General features: G+C 31.6%; 13 protein-coding genes. 5 read left to right on the top strand and 8 right to left on the bottom strand.

Annotated features, from left to right (window positions below):
* Positions 1 to 6: 6 nt before the first annotated feature.
* Genes AJ882_RS09040 through gatB form a run of 3 tightly spaced genes read right to left on the bottom strand, consistent with a single transcriptional unit; the run spans position 7 to position 3,506 of the window.
* The gene (locus AJ882_RS09040; RefSeq protein ID WP_002856548.1) at positions 7 to 1,185 is read right to left on the bottom strand and encodes a metal-dependent hydrolase; all 1,179 of its coding nucleotides are present in this window, start codon (positions 1,183 to 1,185) and stop codon (positions 7 to 9) included.
* Between the two features lie 9 nt (positions 1,186 to 1,194).
* A complete protein-coding gene (locus AJ882_RS09035) occupies positions 1,195 to 2,091 on the bottom strand; it encodes an NAD(P)H-dependent glycerol-3-phosphate dehydrogenase (RefSeq protein ID WP_002859277.1) in 897 nt (298 codons plus the stop codon).
* Positions 2,088 to 3,506, bottom strand: a complete 1,419-nt coding sequence (gatB, locus tag AJ882_RS09030) for an Asp-tRNA(Asn)/Glu-tRNA(Gln) amidotransferase subunit GatB (protein ID WP_002867377.1) — start codon at positions 3,504 to 3,506, stop codon at positions 2,088 to 2,090. The genes AJ882_RS09035 and gatB overlap by 4 nt, the downstream gene beginning before the upstream one ends.
* A 114-nt stretch (positions 3,507 to 3,620) precedes the next feature.
* On the opposite strand from gatB, the gene luxS reads away from it, so the two are divergent.
* The 5 genes from luxS (at position 3,621) to metF (ending at position 9,333) form a co-directional block, all read left to right on the top strand.
* Positions 3,621 to 4,115, top strand: coding sequence for an S-ribosylhomocysteine lyase (gene luxS / locus AJ882_RS09025; RefSeq protein WP_002860433.1), 495 nt, complete (start codon positions 3,621 to 3,623; stop codon positions 4,113 to 4,115).
* Between the two features lie 310 nt (positions 4,116 to 4,425).
* Positions 4,426 to 5,418 carry an isopenicillin N synthase family dioxygenase gene (locus AJ882_RS09020; RefSeq protein ID WP_002867376.1) on the top strand — a complete coding sequence of 331 codons (993 nt, stop codon included), beginning with the start codon at positions 4,426 to 4,428 and terminating at the stop codon, positions 5,416 to 5,418.
* Positions 5,419 to 5,428: 10 nt separating this feature from the next.
* Positions 5,429 to 6,199 carry a MetQ/NlpA family ABC transporter substrate-binding protein gene (locus tag AJ882_RS09015; protein ID WP_002855781.1) on the top strand — a complete coding sequence of 257 codons (771 nt, stop codon included), beginning with the start codon at positions 5,429 to 5,431 and terminating at the stop codon, positions 6,197 to 6,199.
* An 11-nt stretch (positions 6,200 to 6,210) separates the two neighbouring features.
* Positions 6,211 to 8,475 (top strand): 5-methyltetrahydropteroyltriglutamate--homocysteine S-methyltransferase, encoded by a 2,265-nt coding sequence (metE, locus tag AJ882_RS09010; RefSeq protein ID WP_002860435.1) that lies wholly within the window; start codon positions 6,211 to 6,213, stop codon positions 8,473 to 8,475.
* 9 nt (positions 8,476 to 8,484) lie between these two features.
* On the top strand, positions 8,485 to 9,333 hold the full coding sequence (metF, locus tag AJ882_RS09005) for a methylenetetrahydrofolate reductase [NAD(P)H] (protein ID WP_011049900.1): 849 nt from the start codon (positions 8,485 to 8,487) through the stop codon (positions 9,331 to 9,333).
* A gap of 21 nt (positions 9,334 to 9,354) precedes the next feature.
* Here metF and AJ882_RS09000 read toward each other — a convergent pair whose 3' ends face one another.
* The 5 genes from AJ882_RS09000 to AJ882_RS08980 form a co-directional block, all read right to left on the bottom strand.
* Positions 9,355 to 9,546, bottom strand: a complete 192-nt coding sequence (locus AJ882_RS09000; protein WP_002852856.1) for a membrane protein — start codon at positions 9,544 to 9,546, stop codon at positions 9,355 to 9,357.
* Complete coding sequence (locus AJ882_RS08995; protein WP_070279752.1) at positions 9,543 to 10,223, bottom strand: F0F1 ATP synthase subunit A; 681 nt, start codon at positions 10,221 to 10,223, stop codon at positions 9,543 to 9,545. The genes AJ882_RS09000 and AJ882_RS08995 overlap by 4 nt, the downstream gene beginning before the upstream one ends.
* Positions 10,224 to 10,291: 68 nt before the next feature.
* Positions 10,292 to 11,632, bottom strand: coding sequence for a DNA repair protein RadA (radA, locus tag AJ882_RS08990; protein ID WP_002856363.1), 1,341 nt, complete (start codon positions 11,630 to 11,632; stop codon positions 10,292 to 10,294).
* Positions 11,632 to 12,498 (bottom strand): signal recognition particle-docking protein FtsY, encoded by an 867-nt coding sequence (ftsY, locus tag AJ882_RS08985; RefSeq protein ID WP_002856218.1) that lies wholly within the window; start codon positions 12,496 to 12,498, stop codon positions 11,632 to 11,634. The genes radA and ftsY overlap by 1 nt, the downstream gene beginning before the upstream one ends.
* Complete coding sequence (locus AJ882_RS08980) at positions 12,498 to 13,055, bottom strand: TlpA family protein disulfide reductase (RefSeq protein ID WP_002867374.1); 558 nt, start codon at positions 13,053 to 13,055, stop codon at positions 12,498 to 12,500. Before AJ882_RS08980 ends, ftsY begins: the two co-directional genes overlap by 1 nt.
* Positions 13,056 to 13,127: the final 72 nt, after the last annotated feature.

The following is a 13,127-nucleotide window of genomic DNA, read 5'->3' as shown; positions in this document are numbered from 1 at the left end:
TAAAGCTTATTTTTCTAAAATATTTTTTCCTTTAATTATATGCATCTTAATCTTTCCAAAAAGTTTATCCTCAGAATAAAGAGAACTTTTTGGAGCAAAAATTTCTTCATTCTCATCAAAAAGAACTAGATTAGCTTCTTTGCCAACTTCTATAACTCCACTATTTAAACCTAAAAATTCACTAGGATTTTTACTTGTAAATCGACAAAGCTCTTGCCAATTTAAAAATCCTTCTTTGATTAAAAAAGTATAACAAAGACTTATAAATTCGCATACGCTATGAATTCCAAAAGCCGCTTCATCAAAAGCTAAATCTTTTAAAGAAATTGATTTTGCACTATGCAGGGAAGTTAAAAAGCTAATCTTTCCTTCTTTTAAAGCCTCTCTTAAAGCCAAAACATCTTCTTTGCTTCTTAAAGGTGGCATAAGTTTCGCAGCCGTATTAAAATCTTCACAAGCACTATCATCTTTGATAAGATGATGAATGCTTACAAGTTTTAAATCCTTTTCATCTAATAATACTAAAGAATCTTTCAAACTTAAAAGATCAAAAATAACTTTATTTTTATAAAATTTAGCCAATTCTTTCATTTTAGCTATCTGGCTAGTTTCAGCGATTTTACTCATGCCTATAAGCCCTAGCTCAAAACTCATTTCACAATCATTCATCACTCCATTATCATCAAAATCCTTATCATAACAACGCACAAAAATTGGAGAGTCTTTCATAAAAGCATATTGTGAACTTACTTTTAAAGTATTTGCATCTAAAGAGCTGTCAAGTTCTAGAGCACAAGCACCTTTATTTAAAAGAGTGGCTAAATTTTTAAGCTTGCCGTTTGTATCCTTAACCCGCACACTTGAAAAAATTTGCATCTTTCTTTGAGCTAAATTTTGTAAAAATAAAGCAAAACTTTCTTCATCAAAATCCATGCAATCACGCAAAACTATACTAGAAATTCCTCCTTTTAGACACTCATTTTCTAAAAGCTCTAAATTAGCTAAAGAAAATTTATCGTTTTTTAAACTCACACACAAATCCACAAAAGATGGAAGTAAAGTCATACCTTTAGCATCTAAAATTTCTTCGCCTTGTAAATTAGAACCAATATTGGTAATTTTTCCTTCTTTAATCTCTATATCTTGTAAAGAATCTCCATAAATTTTTGCATTTTTAATTATCATGATTTTTCCTTAATCATTTTGCTTTAATAAATTCTGCGTTGCTTCTTGCACGCTTTTACCCTTAAAAATTGCCACTACTTCATTTACAATAGGTGTATAAATTCCTTTCATTTTTGCTAGTTTTTCTATAGCATAAGCAGTTTTTACACCTTCTGCTACTTCATTAAGTTCGGCTAAAATACTATCTAATTTTTGATTTTGCGCCAGTTTTAAACCCACTCTATAATTTCTTGATAAAACACTCGTTGCAGTTAAAAACAAATCCCCTGCCCCACTCAATCCTAAAAAAGTTTCTTCTTTAGTGCCAAAAAATTTACCAAAACGATGCATTTCTATAAGTCCTCTTGAAATCAGTGCTGCTCTTGCATTATTACCAAGTTTTAACCCATCACTAATCCCACTTGCAATTGCTAAAACATTCTTATAAGCACCACAAATTTCAGCACCACGAACATCATTATCAATATAAGTTTTAATAAAATCAGGGAAAAAACTTGCAAATTTTTTACAAAGCTCTTGATTTATCCCACTAATCATCAAAGCAGTAGGAAGTTTTTGCATCACTTCAGCAGCAAAAGAAGGACCGCTTAAAACACAAAAATTTTCTTTTGGTACAAAATCTAAAAAAATTTCATCTAAAAATTGACAACTTTGATCTTCTATGCCTTTTGAAGCAATTAAAATTTTTTGTCCCTTGTTGATGAAATTTTCTTTAAGCCAAGCACGCATCCCTTGAGAACTTAAAGCAAAAACAAGATATTCACATTCTAAAGCTTCTTTTATGCTAACAAAATCTTCTAAATCACGCTGATGCAAAGAACTGATAAAACAATTGTGATTTTCTTTTAAGGCTAGATGTAAAGCACTGCCCCATTTTCCCGCACCAATAACCGCTATACGCATCAACCAAGCTTTGTTTTTAAAATTTCATTTACTTTTGCAGGATTAAAAGCTCCTTTGCCTTCTTTCATGGTTTGACCTACAAAGAATCCAAAAAGCTTCTCTTTACCACTTTTATACTCTGCAACCTTATCGGCATTTGCATTTAAAATTTGTTCAATCACCGCTTCTATGGCTGAGTCATCACTTACTTGTTTAAGTCCTAGCTTTTCTATAGCTTCATCAATTTCCACGCTAGTATTTTCAAATACAAAAGCCAAAACATCTTTAGCCGCTTTTGCACTGATAGTGCCATCTTCTATGCGTTTAATTAAAACTCCAAGCTTTTGAGCATCTACGGGAGAATTTTCTATAGTCAATTCTCCTTTTAAAAGTCCCATAAGTTCAGTATTTAACCAATTTACACAAAGTTTAGGATTTAAATTTTGAGAAATAAGACTTTCAAAAAAACGACTCATTTCTAAAGAACTGATTAAAACCTCAGCATCACTTTCTTTTATACCAAGCTCGTCTATAAAGCGTGCTTTCTTCTCATCAGGAAGTTCAGGGATTTTAATATCCAAAAACTCATCTTTTAATAAAACAGGCAATAAATCAGGATCAGGAAAATAGCGATATTCTGCCGCTTCTTCTTTGCCACGCATACTTCTTGTAACTAAATTTGTCGTATCAAAAAGTCTAGTTTCTTGAACTACTTCTTGTTCGTAAGTTCCATCTTCCCAAGCCTCACTTTGTCTTTTTACCTCATATTCTATAGCTTTTTGGATAAAACGAAAAGAATTAAGATTTTTAATCTCTACTCTAGTATAAAGTTTTGTATCGCCCTTAGGTCTTATACTAACATTTGCATCGCATCTAAAACTTCCTTCTTGCATATTTGCATCTGAAATGTCTAAAAAGCGTATAATAGAATGAAGTTTTTTAAGATAAGCTACTGCCTCATCGCTACTTCTAAGCTCAGGTTCGCTGACAATCTCAAGCAAAGGAGTTCCTGCACGATTTAAGTCCACTTTAGAAAAATTATTTTCGTGGATATTTTTACCTGCATCTTCTTCTAAGTGTGCTCTTGTAATACCTATGCGTTTATTTTCACCCTTTACATTGATAAAAAGCTCACCCTTTTCTACTATAGGGATATCAAATTGTGAAATTTGATAGGCTTTAGGTAAATCTGGATAAAAATAATTCTTACGATTAAAAACACTTTTTTTATTAATTGTTGCATTGACAGCTTTTCCAAAAGCTATAGCTTTTTTTACAGCCTCTTCATTTAAAACAGGCAAAGCTCCTGGTAAGGCCAAACAAGTGGGACAAACATTGGTATTTGGAGCTTCTCCAAAAGAAGTTGCACATGAGCAAAAGATTTTTGTTTTTGTATTTAACTGAGTATGAACTTCAAGACCTATAACTACTTCAAACATAAAATTTCCTTGAATTTTTAAATGTTTTATTTTATCTTTTTTTCTTTTAGAAAGGCTTTAAATATTAACTTTAAATGCTATAATTCTTAGACAATTTATATTTAAGGAGTTAAAATGCCATTATTAGACAGCTTTAAAGTTGACCATACTAAAATGCCAGCTCCTGCTGTGCGTTTAGCTAAAGTTATGAAAACACCTAAGGGTGATGATATTAGCGTGTTTGATTTGCGTTTTTGCATACCAAATAAAGACATTATGAGCGAAAAAGGTACTCATACCTTAGAACATTTATTTGCAGGATTTATGAGAGATCATCTTAATTCAAATTCAGTTGAAATTATTGATATTTCACCTATGGGTTGTCGCACGGGTTTTTATATGAGTTTAATTGGAACACCAGATGAAAAAAGTGTTGCAAAAGCTTGGGAAGAAGCTATGAAAGATGTTTTAAGCGTAAGCGATCAAAGCAAAATTCCTGAACTTAATATCTATCAATGCGGAACTTGCGCAATGCATTCTTTAGATGAAGCCAAACAAATTGCCCAAAAGGTTTTAAATCTAGGTATTAGCATAATGAATAACAAAGAATTAAAACTCGAGAATGCTTAAAAAGAATCTTTATTTTTTAAACGATTAAGCTTTAATTAATATATTTTTATATATGATTTTGAAATTTTATTATTTTAAAAGGAGAAAAAATGAAACTGATGTGCGAGATGTGTAGTATCTAGTGCGTCCTTTGGCTTAACATTATGTTTCCAAAGGTCCAAAAAGTGGATAAGGAGATATAATGTGTAAGAAAGTCAAAAAAGTTTATTTTTTCAAAATACTCATTTAAAATCTTAACTTACAAAAATTTCTCTAATAAAATTTAATTCAAAATATCTTCTTATCCTTAATTTTAATTTAAGGAGCAAAAATGAATTTACCTATACTTGATTTACAAGCTTATGAAAAAGATAAAAGCACTTTTCTTAAAAATTTAAGAGAAATTGCTTCTAAAATAGGTTTTTTTTATCTTATCAATACCAGTATAGATAAAAATTTAAACGAGAAATTATTCAAACTTGGCAAAGAATTTTTTAATCTTTCTAGAAGTTCGAAAGAGCTTATTTCTATGGTACATTCTCCTCAATTTAGAGGTTATACTAGCGAAGGTTTTGAATACACAGCAGGAACTAAGGATTATAGAGAACAACTGGATATAGGCACAGAAAGAGATGCTTTAAACTGGAATTTAAACTCACCCTTATGGCAAAGACTAGAAGGTCCTAATCTTTGGCCTAGTGAAATTCCAGAACTTAAAAAAACTTTCTTAACTTGGCACAAACAAACCAAAAAAGCTTGTTTAAAGCTTTTAAAAACCTTTGCTCAAGCTCTTGATCTACCTAGCAATGCTTTTGATAAACTTTATGGAGAAAATTCTTACGAACATTGTAAAATCATACATTATCCAAAAAGCTCAAAAAATATCACTCAAGGCGTAGGTTCACATAAAGATGGTGGGCTTATCACTTTTGTTTTTCAAGAAAAACAAAGTGGACTTGAAGCTTTTATAGATGGTAAATGGCTTAGTATACCCCCACTTGAAAATAGCGTTGTAGTTAATATAGGAGAATTTTTAGAACTAGCTACCAATGGCTATTTAAAAGCTACTATTCACCGCGTGAATTTAAGCCCAAAAGAACGCTTTAGCATAGCTTATTTTCTTGGAGTGCAACTTGATAAGGATATACCTATTTTTAAGTTAAATCCAGAGCTTGCCAAAGAAAGCAAAGGTGTGGATACTGATCCTAAAAATCCACTTTTAAGAAATGTTGCAAGTAATTATTTTAAAAGAATGATACGCTCTCATCCTGATGTAGCAAGTATTTATCATAGTGACTTGATAGAAAAATTTAGTTTTGCATAAAGGAGAAAAAATGACTTTATTTACTAAAGCTTTTTGCGTCGCTACTCTTTTTACCGGTTTTGCATGGGCAAATGAAGAACTTAAAGTTGGCTCTTCTATAACACCTCATGCAGATATTTTAAGATTTATAAAATCAGCACTTCAAAAACAAGGTTATGATTTAAAAATTTATGAATTTAATGATGGGGTAATCCCTAATGTAATGGTTGAAAATGGTGAGTTAGATGCTAATTATTTTCAGCATGAACCTTATTTAAAAGAATTCAATCAAAGGCAAGGCACCCATCTTGTAAAAGTTGCCAGTATCCATATAGAACCTATGGCAGTGTATTCAAAAAAATATAAAGAATTTAACCCAGAGGAAGGACAAAGCATTTCTATACCCAATAATCCTACAAATGAAAGCCGTGCTTTACGCATTGTAGCAAGCAAAGGACTTATAGAAGTTAAGGATAATGAGCTCATCACTCCTTTAGATATCACTAAAAATCCTAAGAAGCTTAAATTTGTAGAGTTAAAAGACGCTCAACTTACAAGGAGTTTAAATGATGTAGATTATTCTCTTATTAATAGCAATTTTGCTATTTTAGCAGGTTTAAACCCTGTAAAAGATGGGCTTTATACAGAAAGTAAATATAGTGAATATGGCAATATCATCGCCGTTAAAGAAGGTAATGAAAACCTTCCTAAAATCAAAGCCCTAGTAAAGGCCTTGCAAAGCGATGAAGTTAAAAAATTTATAGAAGAAAAATATCAGGGTGCTTTAATCCCTACATTTTAAGGAGAACAAATATGAAAAATTCAATCATTTCTTACCCAAGAATAGGTGCAAATAGAGAATTAAAATTTGCTATTGAAAAATACTTTAAAAACCAAAGTTCTAAAGAGGAGCTTTTAAAGAGTGCTAAGGATTTAAGGATTAGACACTGGCAAGAAATTCAAAAAGCTGGCATTGATTTTATCCCTAGTAATGATTTTTCACTTTATGATAATGTCTTAGATGCAGCTGTGCTTTTTAACATTGTTCATACAAAGTATAAAAATTTAAATTTAGATGCTTTAGATGAATACTTTGCTCAAAGTCGAGGTTATCAAGGAGAAAATGGAGATGTTACAGCCTTAGCAATGAAAAAATGGTTCAATACAAATTATCATTATTTGGTGCCTGAGTGCGATAATGCTGATATTATAGCTTTAACAGGGGATAAAATTTTTAAAGAATATCTCGAAGCTAAAGAGCTTGGCATAGAAAGCAAGCCTGTTTTAATAGGCATTTTCACACTTTTTAAGCTCATTGCCTTTAAAGATGAAAAAACTCAAAAACTCGCCAAAGAAAAGCTTTTAAACGCTTACATAGAGCTTTTTGATAAACTAAATGAACTTAAAGTGACATGGCTTGAACTTGATGAGCCTTATTTGGTTTATGATTTAAGCAAGGAAGATATCGCTTTGTTTGAAGAATTTTACCAAGAACTTTTAAATCACAAAAAAGATCTTAAAATTTTACTTCAAAGCTATTTTGGAGACTTAAGAGATATTTATCCTAAACTTTTAGAAAGCAAATTTGATGCTTTGGGTCTTGATTTTATCGAAGGTAAACAAAGCTTAGCCTTAGTTCAAAAATACGGCTTTGCTAAAGATAAAATCCTTTTTGCAGGTCTTATTAATGGCAAAAATATCTATACTAATGATTATGCTAAAAGCCTAAAGCTTATTAAAGAGCTTCAAAAATATACACAAAATATCATCTTAAACACTTCTTGCTCACTTTTACATGTGCCTTATAGCACTGAATTTGAAAGCAAATTAGATTCAAACTATCTTAAACTTTTTTCCTTTGCCAAAGAAAAACTTCAAGAACTTAAAGATTTAAAAGAAATTCTAAATTCTAGCGAAGAAAATCCGCTCTTTAGAGCCAATCAAGAGCTTTTTAAAAATATCCCAGAGCGTTTAGATGAAAAAGTCAAAGCAAGGCTTAAGGCTTTAAAAAAAGAAGATTTTACCAGAACGCCTAGTTTTAAAGAACGCGCCTTAATCCAAAAAGAATTTTTAAAACTCCCTCTTTTACCAACCACAACCATAGGTTCGTTTCCTCAAAGTGCTGATGTAAGATCTAATCGCCTTGCCTTTAAGCAAGAAAAAATTTCAGCTCAAAACTACACTGAATTTAACCAACAAAAAATCAAAGAATGCATACAAATTCAAGAAGAAATAGGACTTGATGTTTTAGTGCATGGAGAATTTGAAAGAAATGATATGGTGGAGTATTTTGGAGAGAATTTAAAGGGCTTTTTATTTACTCAAAATGGCTGGGTTCAAAGCTATGGCACAAGGTGCGTTAAGCCTCCTGTAATTTGGGGTGATGTATCACGCACAAAGCCTATTACCTTAGCTTGGTCTAAATTTGCACAAAGTTTAAGTCAAAAAATCGTAAAAGGTATGCTAACTGGACCTGTAACCATACTTAATTGGTCCTTTCCAAGAGAAGACATCAGTCTAAAAGAAAGCACTGAGCAAATTGCCTTAGCTATAAGAGATGAAGTATTAGATCTTGAAAATGCAGGTATAAAAATCATACAAATTGATGAAGCGGCTTTGCGTGAAAAACTACCTTTAAGAAAAAGTGATTGGCATAGTGAGTATTTAGATTGGGCTATTCCTGCTTTTAATCTTGTGCATAGCGGGGTAAAAGCTAAAACTCAAATTCACACTCATATGTGTTATAGTGAATTTAGTGATATCTTAAAAGAAATTGACGCTATGGATGCTGATGTGATTTCTTTTGAAGCTTCAAGATCAAACTTAAGTCTTTTAGATACCCTAAAAGCTATTCGTTTTAAAACTGAGGTGGGACCAGGAGTTTATGATATACATAGCCCTAGAGTTCCAAGCGTAGAAGAATTAAGTTTAACTATAGAAAAAATTTTAAACAAATTACCTAAGGAGCAAATTTGGATCAATCCAGACTGCGGACTTAAAACAAGAGCCTATGAAGAAGTTATAGCCTCTCTTAAAAATTTAGTTACGGCTACGCAAAAAATACGAGAACAATTATAAGGAGTTTTCATGTGTAGTTTTTCTTTTGAAGTTTTTCCACCAAGAAAGGATGAAAATATCAAAAATCTTCATGCTATCTTAGATGATTTAGGGCAATTAAGCCCTAATTTTATCAGCGTAACCTTTGGAGCTGGAGGCTCTATTAACTCACAAAATACTTTAGAAGTTGCAAGCTTAATCCAGGAAGAATATCAAATTCCTAGCATAGTGCATTTACCTTGCATCCATTCTAGTAAAGAAAAAATCACTCAGATACTTCAAAAATGCAAAGAAAAAAATCTTAATCAAATTCTTACTCTAAGAGGCGATATATGTGAAAATTTAGAAAAAAGTAAAGATTTTTCTTATGCTAGTGATTTAATTTCTTTTATAAAAAAACAAGAATACTTTGAAATTTATGCCGCATGCTATCCTGAAAAACATAATGAATCTAAAAATTTCATCGAGGATATACACCATCTTAAAACTAAGGTAAATGCAGGAACAGACAAGCTCATTACTCAACTTTTTTACGATAATGAAGATTTTTATACTTTTAAACAAAATTGTGCTTTAGCAGGTATTGACATACCTATTTACGCAGGTATTATGCCTATTACTAACAAAAGACAGGTTTTAAAAATTTCTCAACTTTGCGGAGCTAAAATCCCTCCTAAATTTGTTAAAATTTTAGAAAAATATGAAAATAATGCTTTGGCTTTAGAAGATGCAGGTATCGCTTATGCTTGCGATCAAATTGTCGATTTAATCACAAGTGGCGTAGATGGAATTCATCTTTATACTATGAATAAATCCAAAGCGGCTATTAAAATTTATGAAGCTGTAAAGCATTTGCTTAAAGAAGAGCTTCATGCTTAGAAAATAAACTATTTTTTGCTTTTATCTTAACTTATTTTCATTTTTTAGCTTATGGTTTTCTATAAGTAAAACAAAAATTAAAGATAAAAGCAAACCTGGTATAATACCCAAGCAAAGATAGAAAAAAGAATTATATTTAAAAAAGAAGAAAAGTGCGCCAAAAAGCATTAAAGCTAAAGATGCACCTTTGAAAAATTCTAAAATATAGATCAATGACCTTCCTCAACAACAGTTGCACCCGCTAAATATACATAAGTTAAAATCATAAAAATAAAAGCTTGTAAAAATGCCATAAAAGTTAAAAGCACATAAGCAGGAAGTGGAGCTATATAAGGAACTAAAGCTAAAATTACCATCAAAAATAAATCGTCACCTTTAATATTTCCAAACAAACGGAAGGACAAAGAAACCACACGAGAAAGATGAGAGACTATCTCTATAGGAAACATCAAAGGAGCTAAAAGTTTAATAGGTCCCATGAAATGAGCAAAATACTTTACAAAACCTTGTGCCCTAATACCCTCAAAATGATAATATACAAAAACTATAATAGCCAAGGACAAAGTCAAATTTAAACTTGCAGTTGGAGAGTGAAAACCAGGTATTATGCCTATAATATTACTAAAAAACACTATAATCCCCAAAGTTGCAACCAAAGGAAGATATTTTCTTGCACCTTTTTCACTTCCCATGGTATCGCTACCCATAGATAAAACTCCCTCTAAAAAAGCCTCGCCTAAATTTTGCATACCGCGTGGAACAAGTTGCATAGAACGAGTAGCCATCATAGCCACTATAACAGCAATTAAAGCTACCAAACCTATGTGAAAAAAATAAGAAAAAGTATGACTTGCATCAAGCAAAGAGCTAAATAAAAATAAATCTTTCATGGTTTCCTCAAAAATTTTATTCTAAACTCGGAATTTTAGCAAAATCTTACTTATATTTTAATGAAAATTTACATCCATTCTAAAACTTGTGAAAGTTCTTTGGCAACAAAACACTTAAGCCCTATATCTTCCAAAGGCTTAGAAGGAATAATGGCATTTTTAAATTTTTGCATTTTAGCTTCTTTTAAACGCGTATCAAGGCTAAAAACCTCTCTAATTTCTCCATTTAAACTAAGCTCTCCTATAAAAATACTATCTTTGCTCAAAGGGCGATTTTTAAAACTTGAAATAATCGCAGCAACCACAGCCAAATCCGCAGCAGTTTCACTTACTTTTACTCCGCCGCTAATATTTACAAATACATCATAATGCCCTAAAGGAATTCCAAGTTTTCTTTCAAGCAAAGCCAAAAGCATATCTAAGCGATTTTTTTCATATCCTGTAGCGCTGCGTTTTGGATAAGAACTTTCACACACTAAAGCTTGAACTTCTAAAACCAAGGCACGAGATCCTTCCATCACAACACCTAAAGCACTTCCTGAAATAGCCTTTCCACGAGTAAAAAAACGATTTGCCAAATCTTTTGCACTGATCAAACCCTTAGCAGTCATCTCAAAAATACCTACTTCATTCGTTCCACCAAAACGATTTTTAAAGCCTCTTAAAAGTCTGATTTCTTTAGTAGCATCTCCTTCAAAATAAAGCACCACATCTACCATATGCTCAAGAACCCTAGGCCCTGCTATAGCACCTTCTTTAGTAATATGCCCTATGATAAAAGTACTGATATTATAAGCCTTGCTAACACGCATAAGTTCAAAAGTAATCTCACGCACCTGAGTGATGCTTCCTGCTGCTGAAGTGATTTTATTTGAATATAGAGTTTGTATAGAATCAACGATAAGAATGCTATAATCTTTTTTGTGCAATTCTTCTAAAATATTTTCAAGGCAAAGTTCAGTAAGTAAAAATAAATTCGGAGTATTAGCCTCAAGACGATCAGCTCTTAATTTAATCTGGGCTTTACTTTCTTCGCCACTTACATAAAGCACTTTTTTACCCTGTTTAGCTAAATTTGAAGCAATTTTTAACAAAAGCGTAGATTTTCCCACACCTGGACTTCCGCCTATAAGCACTAAAGAACCTTCAACAAGCCCTCCACCTAAAACCAAATCAAGCTCATTATCATCTGTGCTGTATCTTGTAAAATGTTCTAACTCCACATCTTCAATACAAACAGCTTCACTTGTTTTCATACTAACTTGTGCAAGCTCTTTTAAAACTTTAATCCGCTCAGCTTTTAATTCTACAAAACTATCCCAAGCTCCACAATCAGGACATTTTCCAAGCCATTTACTTTGTTGATTTCCACAGGCTTGACATTCAAAAAGTGCTTTATTTTTTGCCATTATTCAAAAATAGGATCTAATAAAGTATCTAAGTAAGCATTTGCATTAAATTCTTGCAAATCCGTCATTTGCTCACCCACGCCTACATAAAAAATAGGAAGCTCAAGCTCTCTTGCTATACTAAAAAGTGCACCCCCTTTAGCTGTCCCATCAAGCTTTGTGATAATCACACCATCAAGTTTTACAAGCTCATTAAAAGCTTTAGCTTGTAAAATTCCAGCATTTCCCTGTGTTCCATCTAAAACTAAAATTTTTCTATGGGGTGCGCCTTCTAAAGCTTTGTTTGAAATTCTTACAATTTTTTCAAGCTCATGAGCTAAATTTTTTTGATTTTGCAAACGCCCTGCTGTATCGATAATAACTCTATCAAAATCCTTTGCTTTTGCTTTAGAAATGGTATCAAAAGCAACCGCTGAAGGATCATGCCCTTGTGCAGTTAAAACTATATCTACATCCACTTTTTGCGCCCAAAGTTTTAATTGCTCAATCGCACCTGCTCTAAAAGTATCACACGCTCCTAAAATCACTTTTTGATTTTGGTTTTTGTATAAATAAGCAAGCTTGGCAATACTTGTTGTTTTTCCTGCTCCATTTACTCCTAAAATAAGCTCTACAAAAGGTTTTTCTTGATTGGTTTCTTTTTTTTCATAAAGAAAATAAGAACCCATAACACGCTTTAAATCTTCTTTTTTTACTTCATTTTGAGGTGGTAAATAATAAATTATCTCTTCAACTATTTCATAACTTACATCTGCTTCAAGCAAAATTTCTTCAAGCAAATCTTTGGTTATCTTTTTATTCTCTCCTTTAACTCCAACAATATTTTCAAGAGTTTTTGCAAGTCCTTTTTTAAAAAAATTAAACATTAAAGTATAGCCTTTTGTATATCAATTTCTAGCATTTCTTCAGGAATAAGCCCTAAATACTGATTAATCAATTTAGAATGCTTGTTGTAAAGAAACATGGTAGGAATTCCATTTACCCCGCCTAAAGCTTTAGCTAAAAGATAGTTATTTTCACCATTAGCGACTTTATAAGATATTTTATGCTGTTCTATAAATTTTTGAATCTCATCATTAGATTTATCTTCTAATAAAACCCCAACTATATTAAAATCATTATTATACTTTTCTTGTAATTTATTAAGATGAGGGATTTCAGCAATGCAAGGGGTACACCAAGTGGTAAAAAATACAAACAAAGTTGCCTTATCTTCATCGTTGAAATTTAAAACGGTATTTTCTTTTTTAACTGAAATTGATCCTCCATCAATCAAATTAAGTTTAAAATTCATATCATCACTTTGATTTATACTTGCCTCGGTGCTTAAATTTACATCATTTTGCTGCTTTTCTTTATCATTGCTACAAGCAACAAACAAACAAGATATTGCCACTAGTAAAAGTATTTTTTTAATCTTCATTATTTATCAATCCTTTATTCTTCTTTATAAAAATGCTAAAATTATAACATACATAAGATAATATTTTTTTAA

It is taken from the genome of Campylobacter sp. BCW_6461 (assembly GCF_001762735.1).
Taxonomy (GTDB): Bacteria; Campylobacterota; Campylobacteria; order Campylobacterales; family Campylobacteraceae; genus Campylobacter_D; species Campylobacter_D jejuni.
This window is presented reverse-complemented; position numbering and strand designations above follow the sequence as displayed.